Annotated in this window: 20 protein-coding genes; 12 read left to right on the forward strand and 8 right to left on the reverse strand. The window is 37.1% G+C overall.

What is annotated here, in order from left to right:
- The first annotated feature begins 25 nt into the window (after nt 1-25).
- Nucleotides 26-937, forward strand: a complete 912-nt coding sequence (locus tag LF20184_RS00165; protein WP_010017963.1) for a 1,4-dihydroxy-2-naphthoate polyprenyltransferase — start codon at nt 26-28, stop codon at nt 935-937.
- Here LF20184_RS00165 and LF20184_RS00170 read toward each other — a convergent pair.
- Nucleotides 927-2,132 carry an acetate/propionate family kinase gene (locus LF20184_RS00170; protein WP_010017960.1) on the reverse strand — a complete coding sequence of 402 codons (1,206 nt, stop codon included), beginning with the start codon at nt 2,130-2,132 and terminating at the stop codon, nt 927-929. The two genes, LF20184_RS00165 and LF20184_RS00170, sit on opposite strands and share 11 nt — an antisense overlap.
- 125 nt (nt 2,133-2,257) lie before the next feature.
- Between LF20184_RS00170 and LF20184_RS00175 the strand changes: the two genes are divergently transcribed.
- The 6 genes from LF20184_RS00175 to LF20184_RS00200 all read left to right on the forward strand — a co-directional run bounded on the left by LF20184_RS00175 (nt 2,258) and on the right by LF20184_RS00200 (nt 9,155).
- Nucleotides 2,258-4,168, forward strand: a complete 1,911-nt coding sequence (locus tag LF20184_RS00175) for a coiled-coil domain-containing protein (protein ID WP_010017959.1) — start codon at nt 2,258-2,260, stop codon at nt 4,166-4,168.
- A 62-nt stretch (nt 4,169-4,230) separates the two neighbouring features.
- Nucleotides 4,231-5,163, forward strand: a complete 933-nt coding sequence (locus LF20184_RS00180) for a glycosyltransferase family 2 protein (RefSeq protein ID WP_010017958.1) — start codon at nt 4,231-4,233, stop codon at nt 5,161-5,163.
- A gap of 114 nt (nt 5,164-5,277) precedes the next feature.
- Nucleotides 5,278-5,865: a TetR/AcrR family transcriptional regulator gene (locus LF20184_RS00185; protein WP_010017957.1), complete on the forward strand. Its 588-nt coding sequence runs from the start codon at nt 5,278-5,280 to the stop codon at nt 5,863-5,865.
- Between the two features lie 9 nt (nt 5,866-5,874).
- The gene (locus LF20184_RS00190) at nt 5,875-7,023 is read left to right on the forward strand and encodes a cation:proton antiporter (protein ID WP_010017956.1); all 1,149 of its coding nucleotides are present in this window, start codon (nt 5,875-5,877) and stop codon (nt 7,021-7,023) included.
- A gap of 83 nt (nt 7,024-7,106) precedes the next feature.
- Nucleotides 7,107-8,294, forward strand: a complete 1,188-nt coding sequence (locus tag LF20184_RS00195; protein ID WP_010017954.1) for an NAD(P)/FAD-dependent oxidoreductase — start codon at nt 7,107-7,109, stop codon at nt 8,292-8,294.
- Between the two features lie 99 nt (nt 8,295-8,393).
- Complete coding sequence (locus tag LF20184_RS00200; RefSeq protein ID WP_010017953.1) at nt 8,394-9,155, forward strand: DUF1003 domain-containing protein; 762 nt, start codon at nt 8,394-8,396, stop codon at nt 9,153-9,155.
- Nucleotides 9,156-9,526: 371 nt separating this feature from the next.
- Here the strand turns inward: LF20184_RS00200 and LF20184_RS00205 are convergent, their stop codons facing one another.
- Nucleotides 9,527-10,702: an ammonium transporter gene (locus LF20184_RS00205; RefSeq protein WP_050783061.1), complete on the reverse strand. Its 1,176-nt coding sequence runs from the start codon at nt 10,700-10,702 to the stop codon at nt 9,527-9,529.
- Between the two features lie 184 nt (nt 10,703-10,886).
- Here LF20184_RS00205 and LF20184_RS00210 point away from each other — a divergent pair, with 184 nt between their 5' ends.
- Complete coding sequence (locus tag LF20184_RS00210; RefSeq protein ID WP_010017951.1) at nt 10,887-12,902, forward strand: KUP/HAK/KT family potassium transporter; 2,016 nt, start codon at nt 10,887-10,889, stop codon at nt 12,900-12,902.
- Between the two features lie 24 nt (nt 12,903-12,926).
- On the opposite strand, the gene LF20184_RS00215 is transcribed toward LF20184_RS00210, so the two are convergent.
- A complete protein-coding gene (locus LF20184_RS00215) occupies nt 12,927-13,481 on the reverse strand; it encodes a cysteine hydrolase family protein (protein WP_010017950.1) in 555 nt (184 codons plus the stop codon).
- 149 nt (nt 13,482-13,630) lie between these two features.
- Between LF20184_RS00215 and LF20184_RS00220 the strand changes: the two genes are divergently transcribed.
- The gene (locus LF20184_RS00220) at nt 13,631-14,140 is read left to right on the forward strand and encodes a hypothetical protein (protein ID WP_010017949.1); all 510 of its coding nucleotides are present in this window, start codon (nt 13,631-13,633) and stop codon (nt 14,138-14,140) included.
- A 25-nt stretch (nt 14,141-14,165) separates the two neighbouring features.
- Here LF20184_RS00220 and LF20184_RS00225 read toward each other — a convergent pair whose 3' ends face one another.
- The gene (locus tag LF20184_RS00225; RefSeq protein WP_010017948.1) at nt 14,166-14,981 is read right to left on the reverse strand and encodes a hypothetical protein; all 816 of its coding nucleotides are present in this window, start codon (nt 14,979-14,981) and stop codon (nt 14,166-14,168) included.
- A gap of 99 nt (nt 14,982-15,080) precedes the next feature.
- On the reverse strand, nt 15,081-15,944 hold the full coding sequence (locus tag LF20184_RS00230) for an alpha/beta fold hydrolase (RefSeq protein ID WP_010017946.1): 864 nt from the start codon (nt 15,942-15,944) through the stop codon (nt 15,081-15,083).
- 179 nt (nt 15,945-16,123) lie between these two features.
- Between LF20184_RS00230 and nagB the strand changes: the two genes are divergently transcribed.
- Complete coding sequence (gene nagB / locus LF20184_RS00235) at nt 16,124-16,828, forward strand: glucosamine-6-phosphate deaminase (protein ID WP_010017944.1); 705 nt, start codon at nt 16,124-16,126, stop codon at nt 16,826-16,828.
- Nucleotides 16,829-16,921: 93 nt separating this feature from the next.
- Here the strand turns inward: nagB and LF20184_RS00240 are convergent, their stop codons facing one another.
- Nucleotides 16,922-18,655 (reverse strand): 1-deoxy-D-xylulose-5-phosphate synthase, encoded by a 1,734-nt coding sequence (locus LF20184_RS00240; RefSeq protein ID WP_010017942.1) that lies wholly within the window; start codon nt 18,653-18,655, stop codon nt 16,922-16,924.
- Nucleotides 18,656-18,808: 153 nt separating this feature from the next.
- On the opposite strand from LF20184_RS00240, the gene LF20184_RS00245 reads away from it, so the two are divergent.
- Together LF20184_RS00245 and LF20184_RS00250 are read left to right on the forward strand one after the other, a co-directional pair.
- On the forward strand, nt 18,809-20,182 hold the full coding sequence (locus tag LF20184_RS00245; RefSeq protein WP_056945186.1) for an amino acid permease: 1,374 nt from the start codon (nt 18,809-18,811) through the stop codon (nt 20,180-20,182).
- A 148-nt stretch (nt 20,183-20,330) separates the two neighbouring features.
- Nucleotides 20,331-20,921: a helix-turn-helix domain-containing protein gene (locus LF20184_RS00250; RefSeq protein ID WP_010017939.1), complete on the forward strand. Its 591-nt coding sequence runs from the start codon at nt 20,331-20,333 to the stop codon at nt 20,919-20,921.
- On the opposite strand, the gene LF20184_RS00255 is transcribed toward LF20184_RS00250, so the two are convergent.
- Together LF20184_RS00255 and LF20184_RS00260 are read right to left on the reverse strand one after the other, a co-directional pair.
- Nucleotides 20,918-22,099 carry a chloride channel protein gene (locus LF20184_RS00255; RefSeq protein WP_010017938.1) on the reverse strand — a complete coding sequence of 394 codons (1,182 nt, stop codon included), beginning with the start codon at nt 22,097-22,099 and terminating at the stop codon, nt 20,918-20,920. The two genes, LF20184_RS00250 and LF20184_RS00255, sit on opposite strands and share 4 nt — an antisense overlap.
- A 331-nt stretch (nt 22,100-22,430) precedes the next feature.
- The gene (locus tag LF20184_RS00260; RefSeq protein WP_010017937.1) at nt 22,431-23,342 is read right to left on the reverse strand and encodes a Gfo/Idh/MocA family protein; all 912 of its coding nucleotides are present in this window, start codon (nt 23,340-23,342) and stop codon (nt 22,431-22,433) included.
- Nucleotides 23,343-23,356: the final 14 nt, after the last annotated feature.

Consider the following 23,356-nt stretch of genomic DNA (forward strand, 5'->3'; position numbering starts at 1 on the left):
TATCAAATCCAAAGGACTGATTTTATTGAAACCATCTGTTTTTTTCGAACTAGTTGAAATCAAAGCCAAAACGGCTAGCGTCTTTCCATTCTTGATGGGGACGTTGTATTCATATTATCACTGGCACTCAATTAACGCTCTTGATTTGGTCTTATTTTTTATCGCAATGTTTTTATTCAATATGGCAGTCGACATCAACGACAATTACTGGGATTACAAAAATGCCACTGGTGACGACTTCCGCCAGAAGACTAATGTCATCGGTGTCAACAATCTAAACATCCATCTAGTCGGCTGGCTCGATTTTTCTTTTACCGTTATAGCGGCTATCATCGGTCTCTTCATCGTCTATCGAACTGGATTGCCCTTACTTTATTTAGGCCTATTTTCATTTGCCGTCGGCTTCTGTTACGCTGGCGGACCTTTTCCTATTAACCGTGGACCTTTAGGAGAGTTTTTCTCTGGTTTTACGATGGGTTACGTAATTTATTTGATTGCTATCTACATTAACGTCGTCAACAATCCACTCGTAGAACTGAACTTTAAGTTCTATGGCGATGCCTTACTATCATCGCTTCTGACCGTCTTTGCGATTTCTAATCTCTTATTAGCTAATAACATCGCTGACCAAAAAGAAGATGTCGGACTAGGTAGAAAAACTCTAGTTTATTATCTTGGCAAAAACAATTCGATTTTCATCCTAAAATGGCTCTATATCCTAGGTTACTTAGCATTATTCTGTTCTGTTTTACTAGGCTTGTTGCCAAAACTAATGTTGTTGACCTTCCTAATTGCTCCGTTGGTATATAAAAATGCCAAAGCCTTCAGCAATAATCCAATCAAAAAGAAAACTTTCCCATTGATCATCAAAAACCTCTTGCTGATAACTTTGACACAGACGGTTACATTTATTTTAGGTGTTATTTTTAAGCTCTAAATCCATCCAATAATCTAGCAAAATCATAAGTATCTTGCGCAATCATTAACTCTTCGTTCGTTGGGATCGTATAGGCAGCAATCGTTGAATCATCAGTTGTAATCTTGATTTCTTTACCTCTGACGTGATTATTCTCGTCGTCGATCTTCAAGCCCATGAATTCAAGGCCACTCATAATATCTTCACGAACTTCACTAGAATTCTCACCAACTCCGGCAGTGAAAGCTATGACGTCCACTCCACCCATTTCAGCGATATATGAACCGATGAACTTCAAAATTCGATTACGATACATTTCCAAGGCTAATTTAGCACGTTGGTTAGTATCTTCGTTGGCTTCAATATCACGCATATCAGGTGAAATACCAGAGATACCTAACAAGCCTGACTTGTGATTCAAGATATCAATCATGTCGTTAATGTCAGTCAAACCGAGTTTTCTCATCAAGTATGGCAAGATTGAGAAGTCAATGTCACCACTTCTAGAGCTCATCATGATACCTGCTAATGGCGTGAAGCCCATCGAAATATCGAAAGCTTTGCCATGTTTGATAGCACTAATAGAAGCACCACTACCTAGATGAAGGACGATAACATTTTTGTCTTGAATACCGCCATCGACGATTTTATCCAAACGTTGAGCGATATAACGGTGACTAGTTCCGTGAGCTCCATAACGACGTACGTGATACTTCTTGTAGTCATCCATATCAACACTGTAAAGATAATTCATTTTGGGAATATCGACAAAGAATGAGGTATCAAAGACAGCTACTTGAATTGCCCTAGGGACCAATTTTTTGAAGACGTCGATGTAATAAGCTTCCACTTTGTTGTGCAATGGAGCGTATTCTGACAAGTCCATAATTTTTTGCAAGTTTTCATCGGTCACGATGGCTGACTTCTTGAAGTCTTCCCCTCCAGCAACCACACGATGACCAAAGGCTACAATATCTTCGTATCTTTGGATAATATCCATATCCTTTAGAGCATCAAGAACTGCTAATACGGCGACATCATTAGATTCGATAGCTTTTTCTTCTTCAACTTTTTTACCGTTGTACTTCAATTTAAAAATAGCTTTGGGACTGCCCAGACGGTCGATCATACCTGAAGCAATCGTTACTTTTTCAGGCATTTCAAAAAGTTTCCACTTCAAAGTTGAACTACCTGCATTTATAGCCATAATCTTCATACAAAAACTCTCCTTTTTTGGTCTAGGTTTACTCTTTAAATAGCTTTATACCAAACTTTACACTAATATAAAAAAATGCTACTCTTTAGTAACTATTATAAGTCTTTTTATGGGGGAATTCATTCGTGAAATTTTTAGACATGCTACGCAAAATTGATGAGAAACCAGAGCAAACTCCAAACCCTGCTCCCGATTCTCCTAAAAAGGACGAAAATCCTAGTCAAAGTACTGATCAAAAGGCCTCTACACCAGTAGCTGAGCCCGAAAAGAAAGAGGAAAATCTTCCTGTGTCAGTTCACGATAAACGCATCAATATCGAAGAACAAATGAATGACCTTTCACATCAATACGCTAAATTGAGAAATGATCTCAAAACTAATCTTTTCACTGAAAAAGATGAATTTGAAGCCAAAAAAGCTACTTTAGACAAATATCTAGAAACTCTCAAGCGCGATGAAAAAGAATCAAACGAAAAATTAGCTAATACGAAAGCACAAAACGATGATGCTGCTAAAGAACATCTCGCTAGCGTGAATGCTGATCGTAAAGAACAAGAAGAAAATCTTCAAAAACTTCAATCAGAATTAAATGATCTCAACTCTGAAATCAACACTAAGACTGCCAAGTTAGAATCACTTCAAAGCGATTTAGCTAAGAATGAACAATCTGAAACTGACATGTCTGATTCCATCAAAGAAGAAAAAGACTTACAAAAAATGATGGTTTTGATGGAGAAACAAAAGAACTCTATCAATACTCTCTATGATGAAAGAAAAGACCTCAAGGGTCAAATAAATAGTGTCCAAGAAACTATTACACAATTAAATGGTCAAGCAGATGACTTAAATAGCAATATTAGTCAAGTCAACTCTAAGATCAATGACCTTAAACAAAAAGCTAATGAAATCGACGACAAGATGAAGAGTGACCACAACTACCGTGTTGAAACTATCGGCGGTTTGGAACGTCACCTTCAAAGTCTAGCTGAAGAACATCAAAAGATTGATGGTGAGCTTGCTGAAGTCAACGACAATATTGCTTATATCACTAAATATATCAAAGATGTCTTCCATTCAGCTTATTTGGTACGCGACGTTTACTTAGATAAAGATGAGGAATACTACGTGGCTGCTGACGATTTTGAATCCGATACAGCTAAGAACGATTTGTTCGGAATGGTTGATTACCTAGAAACTAAATTGCAAAAACCAGTTACAGTTGTTTCTACTTTCTACAACAATCACATTCATGACATTATCGATGCTAAAGCCAAAACTAGTCACTTGCCAATTCCTAATGTCGTTAATATCTTTGATCAACTTCAAACTAGTTCTAACCCAACTGACAAAAAGGTCGCAATTCCTGAAAATACCGATTGGGTAACGAGAACTGACGTTGAATCTCAAGATACTTTCATTTATGACCAAAAACAAACGCTTCTAATGACTGTTGAATACTTTGACAAACTAATCGACCGTATTAATTACTACAAGAACGATCAAGTTGTTAAAACTAATATTTATAACGGCGATGGTCAATTATCATCTACTCAAAACTTCAACAAGAACAAAGAACTTTCAGAACAAAACTTCTATCGTACTGATGGTTCAATCGTTTTGACAGTTATCTTTGAAAAGAATCAAGCCGTAAGTTTCCAATTGTTCGATAAGAATGGCTTGTTGGAACACGACTTCAACGAAAAATCTGAATTGATCACTTGGTGGTTGAAGAACATCACTCCAAATACTGAAAATGCTGTTTTTGTTGGTAATAATTCTGATTTGCTTTACCAATTAATTATGAGTGTCAACAGCATTTCAAGCGATAATACAATTCGTCTACTTCAAGATGTTGTCAAAAACATCGATGCTGTAATTGATTTACTCGATAAACACAATGATATCAAGGATATCTTCGTACAAACAGACGATGATCTGCACGAAATCGAGAATAAGACAAACCGCGATATTAGTGTTAGTGTTATTAATACATCAAGCAATGGTATGTTGTCTCTTCCCGAATCATTAAAAATATAATTTATTTTTAAACGCTCATTGATGGGTGTTTTTTTATAATTACTGTGAAAGTGAAAAAGACTATGAAAACTATATCTGTTATCGTTCCGTGTTTTAACGAACAAGAAACCATTAATATTTATTATGACGCCATGACCAAGCTCAAGGAACAAACTAATAAATTCAAGCTGGAATATTGGTTTATCGATGATGGATCAAAGGATCGAACTTACTCAATCTTAAAAGATTTACAAAAAGCCCACAGTGATGAGGTTCACTTTATTTCCTTCTCACGTAACTTCGGTAAAGAATCAGCTTTATATGCTGGATTAAACGAAGTAACTGGTGATTATATCGCCGTTATGGATGTCGATCTTCAAGACCCACCAGAAATGTTGCCCGAAATGTTTGATTTGCTAGAAGATGGCGAATACGACTGTGTCGGAACAGCCAGAATGGACCGTGAAGGCGAAAATAAAATCATCTCCTTCTTCTCTGATGGCTTTTACAAGGTCATCAACAAAATGTCCCAAACAAAAATCATCCCTGGAGCTAGAGATTATCGCCTGATGACTCGCCAAATGGTTGAAGCTATCAAATCAATGACTGAATACAATCGTTTCTCCAAAGGTATCTTCAGTTGGGTCGGATTCAAGACTAAGTACTTACCTTACAAGAATCGTGAACGTTCAGCTGGTTCAACTTCCTGGAATTTCTGGAAATTATTCAAATACGCTATCACTGGTATCGTTGATTTCTCAGAAGGACCTTTGATGTTTGCCACGTGGATGGGAACCTTCTTCTCAATCGTTTCAGTTATCGGTATCATTGCAGTATTTATTCGGAAATTAATTTATCCACTAAGTAGCGTTGGTGGCTGGGCCTCAATGGTCTCAATTATTTTATTCATCGGTGGAATTCAACTTCTCAGTATCGGTATTTTAGGTGAATATATCGGTAAAATTTTCTTGGAAGTTAAAAAGCGCCCTATCTATATCGTTAAAGATAAAAAATAACAGCAGGATATTATCGGAGCAATTCGATAAACGTCCTGCTTTTTTCTTATCTTGTGATAAACGAGTTATATTAATATATAATGTATAGGAATAGAACAAGGGACGGACAGGAATATGAACGTACGGGATCAACAAGCCGAAAGCACTAAGAATGCGATTTTAAAAGTTGCTGCAGAGATGTTTCTTTCACAAGGTTATCAAGCGACCTCAACACGCAAGATTGCCCAAGAGTTAAATATTACGCAACCCAACATGTATCACTATTACAAAAACAAGAAAGTTCTTTATATCAAAGCACTTGAACATGTTGTCAGCGGTTTTAGCGATAATTTGTTAGAAGAATATAAAAAGAAACAAGACTTACCTTTTGAAGAGTTGCTCTTAGAGCTTTCACAATTTATGATTGGTAATTTCAAAATAAATTATTTCATTATGAGAAACGATATCGAAACTTTCTTCACTCCCGAAGAGCGTAAAGAGATCATGCAAAATTGGGATGGTGGATATTACAAAGTTTTATTCAACGTTTTTCAATCTCACAAAGAAGAACTACGTTCTGACCTAGCTATCCCAGTTCAAGTTGGAACTTTTTTAACAATGTTACTCCCTTACATTGAGTACAACGATGCTAAAAGGAAGCGCAATATTGCTAATCTTAAAACGGTTATCAATATTTTCATCAATGGCATCACGAAAAATTAGGAGGATGCCATGGAGTTTTTAACCCTTTTAGCTTTAATGCTTTTTCTAACACTAGTTGTTAGCCATATCTTTAATAAAATCAATATCCCAGCAGTCGTTGGACAACTTATCTTAGGAGTTATCTTAGGAAAAGGTGTCCTCAATATCGTTAAGCCAACGCATGAAGTAGAATTGTTCGCCGATATCGGTGTTATTTTACTGATGTTTCTTGCTGGTCTTGAGAGTGACTTGAAATTACTCAGAAAGCACTTGTTGCCTAGTATCAATGTCGCTATCTTTGGTGTCATTTTACCAGTTGCTTTAACTCTAATCACCGCCTTGATTTTCGGTATCAACCTCAAGGAAAGTATCTTTATGTCGGTTGTCTTCGCTGCTACTTCCGTTTCTATCTCGGTTGAAGTTTTAAAGAGTTTGAATTACCTCTCCAGTACCTCTGGAACAGTTATTTTGGGAGCCGCAGTTGCTGACGATATCTTAGCCATTTCAATTTTGAGTGTCATGTCAGGAACTTTAACCGGTGATTTTTCAATCAACAAGATTCTTATGTTACTAGGACTTTGGTTAGTTTTCGCTATTATTGTCGTAGTCTTTTACAAATGGGTCATCCCCGATTTAATGAAATTATCCGAATACTTAGAAGCAACCCATGCTCCAACGATTTTTGCCCTAGTAATTTGTTTCATCATGGCCTATTTAGCTGACAAAGTTCAATTAGATTCCGTTTTAGGTGCTTTTATTGCCGGAATTGCTGTCTCAAACGCTAAAGACTTCAATGAAAAAATTAGTCGCAACGTTGAAATGATTGGTTATGCTGTCTTTATCCCTATCTTTTTCATCAGTATTGGCCTTAACTTGGAATTCACTAACTTCTTCCGTGACTTCTGGCTGATCGTTATTTTTACCATTACTGGTGTTATCGGAAAATTATTCGGTGCTGGCTTTGGTGCCAAAATTTCCGGATTCGATTTGAAGGACTCTTACGTCATCGGATCAGGAATGATTTCTCGTGGGGAAATGGCTTTGATCGTTGCCCAAGTTGGTTACAGCGTTCATTTATTATCCGAAGAATACTATTCTACCGTCATTATCAGTGTCATTTTGATCACTATCATAGCTCCATTCTTTTTGAAACACTCAATTAGTAAAAATCCTTTATAGCAAATGGTTTCTCCTATTGCCTGGAACGATATATAATAATTAGGTAAACGTTTTAATTTCAGAATAGAAGGAGAAAGGTAATTATGGCACATATTTTAGTACTAGGCGCTGGATATGGTGGCTTGAGAGCTGCTCGTGACTTAGCTAAGAGTACCCCAGCGGGAACACAAATTGATTTAATTGATAAAAATGAAAAACACGTTGAAAAGACTGCTTTGCATACTATTGCAGCAGGAACTAATCGTGCTGATGCAGTTAGCTTTGATGTTCGTTCAGTTCTACCTTCAAATGTTAACTTTATCAAGGCAACCGTTTCAAAACTTGATTTAGATAACAAAACAGTTGAGTTCTCTGACCACGAGGACATTACCTATGATTACATCGTTGTTTCATTGGGCTTCCGTTCTGAGGACTTTGGACTAGAAGGCGCTAGCGAAAATGCCTTGATTCTTCAAGATCTTGAAACTGCTCAAAATATCTACAAGACTATCAATCAAAATATTGCTAACTACAAGAAATCAAACGATCCAGCCGATTTGAGTATCATCGTATGTGGTGCTGGATTTACTGGTGTCGAGATTCTTGGTGAACTAGTTGATACAGTCAAAATCCTAAAAGCTAAATATGAAGTACCAGAAATTAAAGTAACTTGCTTGGAAATGGCTACGAGAATCCTTCCTATGTTCGATGAGAACCTTGCAACTTACGCCGTCGACTATTTAGATAAGAACGGCATTAAATTGCTCACAGGCGCTAAAATCAAGAAAATTGAACCTAAGTCCGTTGTCTACATGGATGGAGATACTGAAAAGAGTGTTGAAGGAAGTACTATCATCTGGACCGTTGGTGTCAGTGGCTCAGACGTTATCAAAGATTCCGGCATCGATGCTAGAAGAAATCGTGTTATGACAACCGAATTCCTTAACCTCGAAGCACATCCTGAAGCTTACTTTATCGGTGATGATTCAGCTATTATTCCTAAGGGTGAAGAACGCCCTTATCCAACAACTGGTCAATTAGCAACTGCTGAAGGTAGTGGTGCTGCCTTTAATATCGCTGCTGCATTGAATGGCAAAGACTTGAAACCATTCATCTACCACTCAATGGGAACAGTCGCATCTCTAGGTCAAAACCATGGTATTGCTGAAATCACTGACAAGAATTTGAAGTTCAAGGGACCATTTGCTTCCCTACTCAAACACTTATCAGCTGATCGTGGAATCATGGAAATTGCTGGTATCAAGACAGCTATTAAAAAAGGTACGATTTAATTATAAAAATACTTAAGAGTCCTCATTAGAGGGCTCTTTTTTGCTTTAAAAACATCCTAATAATATACTGGCACTGAATAACTCCAAGGGGTGTTAATTATGGCAATTAAAAAGAATCAAATCTGTGCAATTTGTGGCAATCGTTTCACTATCACGGAGGGTCTCTTTTTAAGAGATCTCAGCGATTTATTAAAAGAACAAGTTATTCATACTAACAGCTACGCCAAGGAATCATCATTCATTTGTCTAAAGGATCTACAGAAATTACGTATTTCTAAGATGCAAGATGTCATCGATAACGACTTAAAAATCGATCATGAGATGAGTGACAAACTAAAAAAAGAACTAGCCAAAGAGACTTATGTCATCAAAAACATTAACGATACTGTTTACGGCAAACGGACTAGAGGACAAAAACTAGCCGATGCCGTAGCCAAGTTTGGTGGTAGTTGGGGCTTTATCATCGCCTTTACCGTCATTTTAATAGTTTGGATGACCATCAATGTTATTCATCTCTTCGGAGTTCACTTTGACCCCTATCCATTTATTTTATTAAACCTATTCTTGAGTTGCGTAGCGGCTATTCAAGCACCAATCATTATGATGAGCCAAAATCGTCAAGCTGAACGTGACCGTTTTGATTCTGAAAATGACTACAAAACTAATACCAAATCAGAGATGGAAATCCGTATTCTTCACGAAAAAATCGACCAGTTAAACGAAGTTCAATGGCCTCATATTCTAGACATTCAAAAGATGCAAATCGAAGTTCTCAGTGAAATCGAAAATGAGATTCAATCGCTTAAAGCTGAAAATCAACCAAAGAAAGAACGCAATACTAGACATCCTAGTCGAAACTAAGTACAAAGTCGTCACTACCGACTAGATAACTTTTCTTATCATTTATTTCATTTAATTCAAAGTCAAAAATAGCCTCTATTTGGAGAATAATCACACACTCCGAATAGAGACTTTTGATTTATTGATATTAAAAATAAAACCACTATCTAGTCCGGAATAGCGAAGAAAATTGGCTCAAATGTGAAATTTCTCTTGGCAATTTATTGCATAGTGAAAGGTCGAGCTTGAAGACTTTGCCCGGTTCTGGTCTTAGCAAAGGCTCCAAGTCGTGCCCACATTGTTCCAGCCAAATTTTCTTCGCTATGGAGGACGAAATACTTCTACTAACCAAGGTTAAGAAAAAATTTTTATTTTAGTAGAATCTATTTAATTTAAGCTAATTTAATTTCTGGTCTGATCCCGATATCATCTTTCAAAGCTTTTTTCAGCACCGTTACAATCACTCCACCCAAAACTGATACGAAGGCAATTGTAAATATAACGCCGAACAATTGCAATCCTAATAATTTAAAGCCGCCACCATAAAATAAACCATTCGTAACGACATTTTCATTAACTGATTTAGTTGCGAACAAACCAACACAAATTGAACCAACTATCCCACTGACACCATGGCATCCAAAGATATCTAGATAATCGTTCAGATGCAATTGATACTTCAAGAAATTCATAAAGTAAAAGCTACTGATAGCAGAAATTATTCCAATTAAAAACGATCCTAAAACCGTTACATACCCAGTACCAGGAGTAATTCCCACTAGTCCACAAATACTACCCGTACAAATGCCACTCAAAGTTACTTTGCCTTTGTACATCTCTTCCAAAAAGATCCACGTAATTAAAGCGCTGCAAGCTGCAACTGTAGTTGTGAAAAACGCATTGATGGCTAAGAAATTAACTTTTAAAGCACTGCCAGCATTGAATCCATACCAGCCAAGCCACAAAAGTACGGTTCCCATCAAGATCCATAAGGGATTTCCCTTAGTCTGTTGATTATATTGATAAGGTCCACGTAAAGTGATTGCCAAGATCAGCGCTGTAATTCCAGCATCGATGTGAATGACCGTTCCTCCAGCAAAATCCAATACGCCTAATTTGGCCAAAAATCCGCTACTCGACCAAACAATATGAGCCAACGGATAATAAATTAAAAGCGACCACAATATAACGAAGAGAATCACAAATCTAATTTTTACCCGACTAGCCATGGCACCTAAGAATAGTGCTGGCGTTAAAATCGCAAACATCATTTGAAAAAGAAGATAGACCGATGTTGGTAATCCAGTTTGACCAAAAGTAGACGATAAGTCTATTCCTCTTAAAAAGAGATGACTGAAATTTCCAATTACTCCCAAATTATTTCCTTCAAATGAAGCTGAAAAACCAATTGCAATCCACAACAGTCCTGCTAATCCAAACATCAAGAAACTGTCGAACAAAATCCGTGTCACATCTTTATGCGGTACGAAGCCACTGTAAAAAACAGCAATGCCAGGTACCATTATCCAAACTAACATGGTTGAAAGTATCATAAATACTACATTCATAGATATCACATTCTTTTCGCTGAAGTTCCCTCTTTAATTTCAGTATTGTATTACTATTTTTATTTCATGTATAACAAAAAGAATTACAGAAAAATGACAAAATCATAATAATTTTTAAATAGTTATAAAGCATCTATAATAGAGTCTGTATAAACATCTATGACTAGTTTCAAAGGAGATTACCATGGAAAAAAGAATGTCATCACTGTCTGCCTTGGGTATGTTGATTACTCTAGGTATCGTTTATGGCGATATTGGTACTTCGCCACTATACGTTATGAATGCCATTATCAATGACGCCGGCACGATGGCTGATACCAAACCCGAATACATTTTGGGTAGCGTTTCATTGATATTTTGGACATTGATGTTAATTACCACATTAAAATACGTCTTAATTGCTATGAAAGCTGACAACAATAATGAAGGTGGAATCTTCGCTCTTTACGCTTTAGTCAAAACCAAAAAATGGCTGATCATTCCCGCTTTGATCGGTGGTTCCGCACTACTTGCCGATGGAACTTTAACACCAGCCGTTACTGTTACTTCAGCTATGGAAGGTGTCAAAGGACAACAATTTGGCAATTTCATTTTCTCTAACAAACAGTCGACCGTTTTAGTCATCGTAACGATAATTTTGTTAACGATTTTTATCATTCAAAAATTCGGTACTGAAAAAATAGGTCGTTCATTTGGTCCCATCATGCTTATCTGGTTCAGTTTTATCGGATTAGCTGGTCTATTTAATTTGTTAGGTAATTTGAATGTCCTCAAAGCTCTTTCACCGGTCTATGCTATTAAAGTTTTGTTCAGTCCCGTCAATAAAGCGGGTATTTTTATCCTTGGCAGTGTCTTCTTGGCTACGACTGGTGCTGAAGCTTTGTACTCCGATATGGGACAAGTCGGCAAGCACAATATTTATGCTACTTGGCCTTTCGTTTACGCAATGTTGATGCTGAATTATCTAGGACAAGCAGCCTGGATAATCGCGAATTTTCAAAACAAGCAGTACAACCATATTTCTGGAATCAATCCGTTCTACGAAATGTTGCCTGGCGACTTCAAAATTTTTGCCATTATCATCGCTACTTTAGCCGCTATCATTGCCTCTCAAGCTTTGATAACCGGTTCTTACACTTTAGTTCAAGAAGCTATCGGTTTGAAAATATTACCTCGTCTCAAAGTTAAATTCCCCGGTAAAGTTCAAAGTCAGCTCTATATTGAATCAGTTAACTGGTTGCTTTGTGCCATTACTATCAGTATCGTTTGGGGCTTTGGCACATCAGAGCACATGGAAGCAGCTTACGGATTAGCAATCACTTTGACAATGCTAATGACGACTTTACTCTTGCATCAATTCTTAATTATGAAAAAACACCCTCTCGGTGCTAATGTCTTCTTAGTCGTTTTCTTTGCGATTGAAGGATTATTCCTAATCTCCAGTTTGGTCAAATTCGTCCATGGAGGATACGTTACAGTAATCATAACGATGGCAATCTTAGCAATCATGGTCATCTGGTACTTCGGAAATAAGCGCCGTGATGCTCATATGGCTGAAAGCGAAAACGTCAATCTACTCGACTTCATCCCTCAATTGGAAAAGCTCAGTCAAGATTCTTCAATCCCAACTTATGCCACGAACCTCGTTTATATGACAAAATTGGGCAAGGATTATTCCATCAAACGTTCGATTATTTATTCAATCTTAGATCAAGACCCCAAACGGGCCAAAGTCTACTGGTTCATTACTGTCAATCAAACCGCTGCCCCTTACGAGTGCAACTATTCAGTTGATATGATGAATACGAGAAATGTCGTCAACGTTACCTTGAATCTTGGTTTCAAGAAGTCGCAACACGTCAATATTTACATTCGCCAAATCATTAACAGTCTCTTGGACAAAAATATCATCGACCAACAAGCACCAACTTACTCAATGATGCCTAATCGTCGCGTTGGTTCTTTTAAATTCGTTATTCAAAATCAACAATTCCAAGACCTTGGCGCGCAAGTCTATATGAGTAGTCTCGACAGAATGCTGATTGGTGGTCGACTCCTACTTCAAAACATCACAGTTCCTCCTGCCCTTTGGTATGGTTTGGAATTCAGTGACGTGGTTGAAGAAAAAGTCCCACTATTCTTAGGCAATCACACCGACCAATACTTAACTGAAAAAGAGATCCGTCATAACGTCAAATAAAAAAGAGACCGCTTGGTCTCTTTTTTATAATACTTGAGCGCCTAAGCTAGCTTTGAAATGTCCCAAAGCCCACTCGTGTCCAGCTTGATTAAATGACGCTACAGCATTTTCATGGACGATAATATTGTAGTTTAAATTATAGGCGTCAACTGCCGTATGTAGAACGCAAATATCGGTACAAACGCCGACTAGATGCAACGTATCAACTTTTCTTTCACGTAATCTAATGTCTAGATCAGTTCCGGCGAAGGCGCTATAACGAGTCTTATCGAATAATTTAACTTGTTCGCCATCGTTATGCTCGTTATACCAATCTTTTAAGCCACCGTATAATTCTCGACCCCAAGTTCCACGAACGTTATGAGGTGGGAAAAGCTTCGTTTCTGGATGATATGGGTCATTTGGTTTATGAACATCGGTTGGAAACCAGACGAAATCATCATTTTGATACATTCTTTCTGCTAAATCGAAGATCTTGGATTCAATTGCCTGACCTGGCTCTTTACAAGTCAAAGCCCCATCATCAGCTACAAAATCATTCGTATAGTCGATAATTAGTAATGCTTGATGTGTAGACATAATTTTCCTACTTTCTTCTAGATATTTAGTTATACCAAGATTATTCAAAAGAAGCGTTCAGAAGTCAATTTATCCAACTTTTTGTAAAAAAAATTTACATTCAATCGTGTGTTATAATCACTCTAATCAAAGACTAGGGGCGTCAAATCATGCATAGAAAATATCGTGAACCTATCAATAAAAAATATTTAATTATTTCATTGGTTGCCGTATTAATTTTCGCAACTGTCTTATCCATTTTCACTTTCAAAACATCTATTCAAACTACCGACAAGGCACCAACGCCTGAATACAAAGCTATCAGAAAAAGTCTTGATCACAAATTCAATCAGAATGGCAAAGTCGTCACTATTAAAGAGGATCACAACATCAATGACGATACGAGCAAGCATCCCCACACAGTCATCGTGGTACGTTTAACCGATAAACAAACTCAAAAATATTTAAAAACTTCTTTTGAAGCGGTCCAAAATAATCAAGCAACTGACGACCAAAAAGATTATATCCGTGCTTTACAAAATATCGTCGCCAATCAAGCTAAGAAATTGGACAATAATTATGACGTTATACAATTCGTCTACAAAGATGGTAAATCATTCATCCCAGTAGCCAGCTCGCAAAAGAATCGCAATTTGATCAAACTAGTCAGCACAAAATAAAAAACGGCCAATTTGGTCGTTTTTTTTACATAAAGGGATCATTTCTGCCCATATAGTAGCCTTCGTCAAAACCAGCGTCGTAATCACTATTGCCTAGATCCGACCCACTGCCAGGATGATTATGCATGTATTTCCAAATCAGGTAAATAACAATAATAGCGATTATCGTTCCTAGTCCATACAAAATCCTATTTCTAACTCGCTTTATATCAGCAAATCTTTTAGATTTTAATTTTTTAGAACTCTGAGCAACATCTTGTAACTTAGGCTCTAATCGATTCGCTAACGTAAACAGAGCTTGCACTTGTGTATCTTCATTGTTGGATTTGAAATCATTTGATAATCCTTTTTTCAGGCGCCAAAACATCAAATCCGTTAAATAACGATCTCCTTGTTCAGAAGCGCTGAAAAAGACCTTTTTATCTTTTAAATCTAAAATTAAATAATTACTTTCATTATCGATATCGTCATCATCTAAACGCATATCGATGTATTTTTCTCGGCCGTACAAGAGATAGCCTATGTTGCTGCCGACATTGCCAATAATGTTAGAGGACGCATCACGTGAATGGACATCAGCACCTGTCGTTTGGACAAAATTACTGATATCTTCAGCATCGTCAAACACCAAAACGTACAATTTTTGAGGATGAACGCCAGTATAAATATTATCGTTGATAGTAACGAGTCGATCATACTGGGCATTAGTAATAAACTCTTTGTTTTCATAAACGTAATCCCCCGTATTAGGACCGCCGAGACCATCTGCTTGTACATCTTGTGTTGAATATAAAATACCGATAAAAGCTAACAATGTTGCCAGTAAGTACCTTACTTTCATAATCCGTCCTCCATACTTAGACAATATCACTTAATCCTTAATTTGGGACAAAAAATAAGGCACAAAAAAATCCCAGATTTATCATCTAGGATCGAAAAATTAATCAGCATCGTTCTTGCTTTCTTCTTCTTCTTTTTTCTTAGTTGTTGTTTCATCGAATGTGATAATCTTTTGGGCAATTTCTTGAGGTTTTTCCATCATAGCCAAATGACCGGCACCCTTGATATCTTCAATTTGTAAATCAGGTACTCGACCGATTGAAGCCTTAGCATCTTTGATACCATTTTCAGTTAAGATTTGGTCCCCTTCACCAAACATAGCTAAAGTTGGAATTTCAATAGCACGCAAACGCTTATTCAAAGCCTTTTCTTCCAAATAGTCCATTGGCATCTTTTGCAAGAATTTAGCCGTCTTGTGATCGACTAAGTTGGCTGCTTCATCAACTACTTTAGGATTATCTAAGCTACTACGGTCAAAGTCTTTGTCAAAATACAAAGCAGATTTAACTGGTGACTTAGCTAATTTGCCTAATAGCGGAATACTTGCTACGGATGAATGAGCGTCCATGTCAGCGTATTTGTCGTTAGCAGGTGTATTCAATAGGATTAACTTAGAAATCGTAAATCCACGCAATTCTGCCATGTTAACAGCTACTAGACCACCGAAGCCGTAGCCAAAGATGACCAACTTGTCTGTGATCTTCAATCTAGCAATTGCTTCGAGCATATTCCAAGCCTCTGCATCGACTGTATAATGATCGTTTTTGGCCTTAGTTGACTTGCCTTGACCTAAGAGATCAAGCGCTACAACGGTATATTTGTCTTTTAGATAGGGGATAATTGAGTTGAAGTACTCAAGAGAGCCACCAATACCAGGTACTAGAACGATAATACTCTTAGTATTGATACCTCTGATTAGATTTGTGTTTACACTGCCCTCAGATGTAGATAATATTTTTTCCAAATTTTTCTGCCTCTTTAGTTTTTACTCTTATTAAAAAATATACCTAACTTATGAAGATTTTGCATTGATTCTGGAAATTTTTAATTTATTTTTATTTAATGACACTATTTTATTGACAATTTACTAAAAATGAATTAGATTGGACTAGACCAGAAAGATAGAGATGGGAGATTAATAAGATGAACATAATTAAAGTTAAAGATCAACAAATGGGTGGAAAAGAAGCTTTCAACCTAGTTAAAGCTGATATTGAAAATGGTGCTAAAGTTTTGGGACTAGCAACAGGTAGTAGCCCAATTACACTTTACAACGAAATGACAAGCAGTGACATCGATTTTTCAAATATGACATCTGTTAACTTGGATGAATATGTTGGTCTTGAAGCTGATAACGAACAAAGTTACCACTACTTCATGAATGAACACCTATTCAGCAAGAAACCTTTTAAGAATTCATATGTTCCTGATGGTTCAAATCCTGACGCAGAAGCTGCTACAAAAGCTTACGACAAGATCATTGAAGACAACCCTATTGATCTTCAAATTCTTGGTATCGGTAGAAATGGTCACATCGGCTTCAACGAACCAGGTTCACCATTTGATGGCAAGACTAGAAAAGTTGGTTTGACAGAATCAACAATCGAAGCTAACACTCGTTTCTTTGACGACGAAAAAGACGTTCCACGTTTTGCTTACTCAATGGGTATCGGTTCAATCATGAAAGCTAAGAAGATCGTTCTTCTAGCTTACGGCGAAAACAAAGCTGATGCTATTGCTGCAACTGTTGACGGTCCTGTTACTGAAGACTGCCCAGCAAGTGCTTTACAAAACCACCCAGATGTAACAATCATCGTTGATGAAGCTGCTGCATCAAAATTAAAATAATTAACAAATTCAACAGTAGTCCTAATTAATTTTAGGGCTATTTTTTTGCGCAAAAAGAGCATTGATATTACTACCAATACTCTTTGTCTATCCCTATAAGTTAGCTTTGATTTCTGTAACGATTTGTTCTGGTGTCAATTTGAATTCATGCCACAGCTCAGACGTAGTTTCACGATCGTTAAATCGTTTAGCTGCACCAAAGTTCAATGTGCGCATCTTAGTATTGCCGTAGAAACGACTGACTTTTTCACCAAAACCACCGCTCAAACTAGCTTCTTCTAGAGTAACTACTAGTTGATGATCTTTTTCTAAGTCGGTCAAAGTCTCTTCGTCTAATTCTGAAACATCTCGTGGGTCAATTACCGTAACGTCAAAATCGAGTTGCTGTTGAATTTCTTCAGCCAAAGGCAATAAACTGCCGACACCTAAAATTGCGACCTTGTGCCCCTTATGTAAAACATTCATCTTGTGAGCTTCAAAATTAGTCAATGGTGCTGAATGAACGTCATTGCTTGGAACCCTGATAGCAACTGGACCATCATTTTGATGCAAAGCATAATGCATCATAGCCTGCAATTCTTCTTTAGTCGTTGGAGCTAGATAAGTCAATCCTGGGATATTACTCAACATCGCCAAATCAAAGATTCCTTGATGAGTTGGGTCTCCAGCACTGATACTTCCCCCAGAAACCATGATCGTAACTGGCAATTTGTTGATACCTAAATCATGTGATAATTGATCGTAAGCTCTTTGCAAGAATGTTCCTGATTCAAAGGCAATTGGACGTAATCCCATCTTTGCTTGACCAGCAGCCAAAGTAATTGATTCTTGCTCAGCAATGCCGACATCAAAATAATTCTTAGGATGTTTTTTGCCAAAACGTTTTAAATCATACATCCCAGGAATTGCCGCTGTAATAGCAGTAATTGGTGTGCCTACCGAAAATTCTTTTTCAAGTTGGTCATGAATTACATCAGTGTATGTTTCACCCGTTACTGGATGGAGAGTTTTTCCGGTAGCTAAGTCAAATGGTACATGCCAGTGAAAGGCTTCTTTGTGATCGATAGCTGGTTGATAGCCATGTCCCTTTTCTGTGTGGACGTGTAGGACGATTGGATGATCAATATCCTTAACTTCTTTAAATACGCTTAACATTGTTTCCAAGTCATTACCTTTTTCAACGTAACGATAGTCAAATCCCATGGCTTTGAAGATATTATGCGAACTTTGACCATTAGTTTCACGCAATTCTTTGAGTCCTTCATAAAGACCACCGTGATTTTCAGCAATTGCCATGCCATTATCATTGATTAAAATTATCAAATTAGACTTCAATGTGGAAGCAATATTCAACCCTTCCAAAGCTAAGCCACCAGACAATGATCCGTCACCAATCACCGCCATAACGTTACCAGTTTTACCTTGAAGGTCTCTAGCACTAGCCATACCAGTTGCTAAAGCGATTGAAGTCGAAGTGTGACCTACATTGAAGAAATCGTGGGGACTTTCCTCCGGTTCAGTATAGCCGCTGACATCATCGAAATGGTCTTTATCAAGCCAAGCTTGTTTTCTACCCGTCAAAATTTTATGCGTATACGATTGGTGCGAAACATCCCAGACGACTTTATCTGTTGGTGAATTAAAAATCGTATGAAAAGCTATTGTCAATTCAATCACAGCTAAGTTTGGTCCAACGTGTCCGCCAGTTTGACTAACTTTATTTAACAGTACGTAACGTATTTCAGTTGCTAGTTGTGTTAGTTGTTCAAGTGATAGTTTTTTTAAATCAGCTGGTTCACTGATTGTATTTAAAATTGGTGTATCCATTAGTTTCCTCGCTTCTTTAAATATCGATAATTTAATTCTAGGTCCTAAACCTAACTTTAGGTCAAGAAATAAATCGAAGTTTATTGACAAAATATCTTAACGACAAGTAACCTAGTAAAGTTGTGTTAATTTTTTAGGTGGTATTTGTTAATTATGAAAGAAAAATTATTTAAGAAAGCTGACTACAAACAATTCGTAGCCGGCGACGCTCAATTTGAAAAAGTCTTAACGCGGAACAATCTGATCTCCATGGGAATTGGAGCAATTATCGGGACGGGAATCTTCATTCTACCTGGTATCGTTGCCTATGGAACAGCCGGACCAGGAATTACGATTTCCTTTGTCTTGGCCGCAATCGTCTGTATTTTGACAGCGATGTGTTTTGCTGAATTATCTTCGACCTTTCCAGTAGCCGGTAGTACTTACTCATACGGCAGCATCATCTTCGGTCAATTTCCTGGCTGGTTGATTGGTTGGGCCCTATGTTTGGAATATATTTTAGGAGTATCGGCTGTTTCTTCAGGATTTTCGGCTTACTTTGTCAGTCTGTTCAACAGCTTCGGTATTATCCTACCTAAAGGGCTCGTCGGGCCATTTGATCCTAGTCGTGGTAGTTTTATTAACTTACCAGCAATAATCGTTCTACTCTTGATTTACGCCTTATTAAGACGTGGTATTCAAGCTTCTACTAAGATGAATACAGTTATGGTCTTCGTTAAAATTGCAGTTGTCTTAACTTTTATCGGCGTTGGAATTTTCTACATCAAACCTGCCAACTATCATCCCTACTTTCCAATGGGAGGTTTTGGCGTCGTTAAAGGGGCAGCTCTGGTCTTCTTCGCCTATTTAGGATTTGACGTTATTCCTTCCTCTGCACCTGAAGTTAAGAATCCTCAAAAGAATATTCCCATCAGTATTATGGTTTCATTAGCTATTTGTGCCTTTTTATATGTCCTTTTATCCTTTGTTTTAACAGGAATGGTCAATTACAAATCATTGAACTACGCTGATCCAGTGGTATTCGCTTTAAACTATGTCAAATTAGGTAAACTAGCCTTCTTGATTACGATTGGTGCTCTAGCAGGGATGTTTACTATGATGCTCAATACTGTCTATGGTGGTTCTCGTTTGATTTACGCTTTAGGTCGAGACAAAATGATTCCCGCTGCCTTTGGTAAAATCGACAAGAAAGCTAAGATGCCAATTTTGTCCCTCAATACGATTACCATTTTGGCTGTTTTGTTAGGTGGCTTCGTTTCACTGAATGAATTAACTAGTCTAGTCAACATCGGAACTTTGGTCTCCTTTACTTTCGTAGCTTCAGGTATCATCAAATTACGTCATCGTAAAGATGTTCCCGAAAGTGAATTCAAAGTGCCATTTTATCCTTGGCTACCAATTATTTCAGTCATTCTCTGTGTCTTACTAATGACCCAAGTCAGCATCAATTCTTGGATAACTTTTATCGGTTGGTTTGCAATTGGTGTAGTTGTCTACTTCGCTTACGGATACAAAAAAGTCAATTAATCGTTATAACGGTTAAATCAATCTAAAAAATACCCCGTCAAATTGTCCATATATCGGCAATCTAACGGGGTATTTTATTACGCTTAGAACCTTTGCTAGGTTTTTAACAATAGTAAGTTTAATATCAAACTGAAAAGAGGAGATAACAATGAAATTTGGCAATCACTTGAAACAAGAACGACTCCGGCGTAAATTTACTCAGCAAAAAGTCGCACAGGACCTGAACGTCTCTAGACAAACTATTTCTAGTTGGGAAACCGAAAATAGCTATCCTGATATCAGTAGTCTGATTCGATTGAGTGATTACTACCAAGTTTCGTTAGATCAACTTCTCAAGGAGGATACTGGTATGACTGAATACTTAAAAAAACAAGAAATTTTGAAGAGCATTAGACCTATCATTTGGATTTTGACGACGATCGACATCTTGTTCCTAGGTTTTCTCATCTTGAGCATGGCCGACATTATTGAACTGACATCATTAGTCAGCATAATCATTGTTTCGATGGGGCTTTTGAACGTTATAGCGATGATTACTCTCGTTCGTTTTAGAAATAAAGTTGAACCAAAGACTAACGATAAATCTAAGCTTTTTAAGACGATACCTTTTCTAGTTGTCCTATCTTTAATCGCTGTTGTAGTCCTTTATTTTGCTGGTGAATACAAGTTCTCTGGTTTCTTTACCGGAGTATTTATTAGCCTTTTGGTAATTTTGATAGTGAAGAAGCGCAAAGACTAAGAAAGAACCTTCTTGTTAAAAAAATATAGCAATCCGGCGACTAATAAAATTACTACCCACAATTGAATTGGGAAGAAGAAAATCAAGAAAATTCCGCCAATAATTGGTGAAACCATTTCTGATAAAAACGTCGTTGCTACTACCGCCACAATCAACAATTTATCAAAACTTGGTAATAACTGAGCTGCCGCAAATCCTAAAATCATCGCTGCAAAAGTCAGAGGGAAAATATCTCCTCCACGCCAGTTGAAGTTTAAGCACCAAGATAGAAAAATCAATTTTAAAATTGCCATGCCGATTAAAAATAAAGCTGTTTTTTGCGACCAATCACTGACTAGTAAATGCAAACTGTGTTGACCTGAAAATAGTAATTCTGGTTCTAACAGCACGATACAGATAATACCCAAGGTTCCAACAGCTACTTTGGTTGGCAAAGAGAAAGAAATTTTAGACATTCGTTCCGTAAAGAATCGATATACCAACTTACAAATTCGAGCAAAAGCGATACCCAAAATCATCAATATCGGCACGATCCAAATTTGCCTTACATTCCAATTGGTTTGACCTAACTTCGTTACAAAGGATGGTTGGTCAGTTTGACGTAATAACAATCCGAAACTAATGACCCCATTGAGGGTAAAAATCCCATATAATAATTTTTTCTGTCTGACAATTTTAATAGCTTTAGGAGCTATTTCTCGATCGTATTTTTGGCGAAATGCAAAAGGATTAAACAACCGTTTCATTCGCTCGTTAAACTGAAGTTGTTTTAATTCATCATAATGAAAATATAAATAACGTAAATTATCAGCTTGCCAAATCGAGAGTGAAATAATGGCACTCAACAAGGCAGCTTCCGGCCCTACTCCAGCCCCAAAAGTCAAAATAACTAATGTTATCAATAAATTGACGAAAACATCTTGGTAGTCAATCGTCTGACTAGTTTTCAGCTCTACGATCGAATCATGCGCTGTCTTAGGAAGGTCAGGCCATTTTTTCAAAAGAAAATATAAAATAAAACCACCAACTGCTACTAACAAAATTTGTAACAGCTGGTTATTTGTCATCCAGACTAATTCTGATAATAAATTTTCAATTATTAAAAATAAAGCTGCAATCACGCCGATCACGGCACTTAAAATCAATCCATAACTAAATAATGCTAGTTTTTTTGTCATTTTCACACTCTTTTATAAGGTTATAAAAAAAACTCCACATAAAATGTGAAGTCTTCGTGATAAGGTGCATCGATTTTCCAAACGCTCACGCGCCAACCAAATTCCCTTATCTAGGTTTGGCACCGTCAGTAGTATGACATGTTTTACTATCACAAGTCAATTGTTTTATGAACTACATCTAGTTACCCTTTACCGAAATATTCGTATCCGTTTTCAAAATAGAAAGCTCACAAGCCCATCTGTAGCAACCTTTTTCTGCAAATGTTCCACATGGAACATCTAGTAGTAAAGCTCATATCTAGTCCTAGATATTGTGGCTCATTCCAATTATTTATTTGTTTAAAGTTTTAACTAAATCAAAACACAATTTATGACTTAAAATAGATGATTCTGGACTCACTGGGTTAGCTAGATGTTCACTCACAGCTTTGAGAAAGACCCGAATAATTGGATCAAAACCTCTTGTAACTAGAGTCTCTTCCCAATCTGGACGTGAAGCTTGTGTCGTCATCCCTGTTTTGAAAGTTTCCAAATGATTCAAATTAGTTACTGTTTGACGCGTTGTTTTTCCTTGAACAGTCGACAATTCTAAGTTGCTGCCACCTACCATATTGGTAATTACTTGAACGTGACTCTTTTGCCCTTCAATCGTGATATAGCCTTGTTCCAAATCACCTTCGTCATTAGTTACTACGAAGTTATTTACTCGTTCAATCTTTTCATCCATCAAATAAAGAGCTGTATCAACCGAATGAATCATCAAATCAAAAATAGCAAATTGTGCTGGTTGAGGTGAATTTTCACGGATTTTTTCTGAGACAATTGTCCGTTTATCCGCGATTTGTTTTAATTCCTGATCAAATGGTGCAAAACGACGATTGAAACCACAAGTCAACATCAGGTCTTTGGATTCAGCCAATTTGTACAATTCTTCAACTTGAGCCAAATCTTCTGAAATTGGCTTATCAACATAAACGTTAATGCCATTATTCAGTAATTGTTTAATAATTTGATAATGTGTTTTTGTTGGCGTATGTACGAATACTGCCAATGGTTTTTCGGCAATCAACTCGTCAAGTGTTTGGTGGAAATGTTTGAAACCATATTTAGCCTCTAGCATTTGTCCCTTTTGTTCATTGCGAGTAGTTAAATGCCACTCAAATTTATCTTGTAACGTAGCCATAACTGGCAAATAAGCTTTTTGTGCAATATTCCCTAAACCGATAACTCCGATTTTTTCCATACTATCACCTCTTA

Source organism: Companilactobacillus farciminis KCTC 3681 = DSM 20184, assembly GCF_002706745.1.
Taxonomy (GTDB): domain Bacteria; phylum Bacillota; class Bacilli; order Lactobacillales; family Lactobacillaceae; genus Companilactobacillus; species Companilactobacillus farciminis.

Coding starts and splice junctions, on each gene's coding strand:
- LF20184_RS00170 (WP_010017960.1), bottom strand. CDS start 2,132: ATGAAGATTATGGCTATAAATGCAGGTAGTTCAACTTTGAAGTGGAAA.
- LF20184_RS00180 (WP_010017958.1), top strand. CDS start 4,231: ATGAAAACTATATCTGTTATCGTTCCGTGTTTTAACGAACAAGAAACC.
- LF20184_RS00185 (WP_010017957.1), top strand. CDS start 5,278: ATGAACGTACGGGATCAACAAGCCGAAAGCACTAAGAATGCGATTTTA.
- LF20184_RS00190 (WP_010017956.1), top strand. CDS start 5,875: ATGGAGTTTTTAACCCTTTTAGCTTTAATGCTTTTTCTAACACTAGTT.
- LF20184_RS00195 (WP_010017954.1), top strand. CDS start 7,107: ATGGCACATATTTTAGTACTAGGCGCTGGATATGGTGGCTTGAGAGCT.
- LF20184_RS00200 (WP_010017953.1), top strand. CDS start 8,394: ATGGCAATTAAAAAGAATCAAATCTGTGCAATTTGTGGCAATCGTTTC.
- LF20184_RS00205 (WP_050783061.1), bottom strand. CDS start 10,702: ATGAATGTAGTATTTATGATACTTTCAACCATGTTAGTTTGGATAATG.
- LF20184_RS00210 (WP_010017951.1), top strand. CDS start 10,887: ATGGAAAAAAGAATGTCATCACTGTCTGCCTTGGGTATGTTGATTACT.
- LF20184_RS00215 (WP_010017950.1), bottom strand. CDS start 13,481: ATGTCTACACATCAAGCATTACTAATTATCGACTATACGAATGATTTT.
- LF20184_RS00220 (WP_010017949.1), top strand. CDS start 13,631: ATGCATAGAAAATATCGTGAACCTATCAATAAAAAATATTTAATTATT.
- LF20184_RS00225 (WP_010017948.1), bottom strand. CDS start 14,981: ATGAAAGTAAGGTACTTACTGGCAACATTGTTAGCTTTTATCGGTATT.
- nagB (WP_010017944.1), top strand. CDS start 16,124: ATGAACATAATTAAAGTTAAAGATCAACAAATGGGTGGAAAAGAAGCT.
- LF20184_RS00240 (WP_010017942.1), bottom strand. CDS start 18,655: ATGGATACACCAATTTTAAATACAATCAGTGAACCAGCTGATTTAAAA.
- LF20184_RS00245 (WP_056945186.1), top strand. CDS start 18,809: ATGAAAGAAAAATTATTTAAGAAAGCTGACTACAAACAATTCGTAGCC.
- LF20184_RS00250 (WP_010017939.1), top strand. CDS start 20,331: ATGAAATTTGGCAATCACTTGAAACAAGAACGACTCCGGCGTAAATTT.
- LF20184_RS00255 (WP_010017938.1), bottom strand. CDS start 22,099: ATGACAAAAAAACTAGCATTATTTAGTTATGGATTGATTTTAAGTGCC.
- LF20184_RS00260 (WP_010017937.1), bottom strand. CDS start 23,342: ATGGAAAAAATCGGAGTTATCGGTTTAGGGAATATTGCACAAAAAGCT.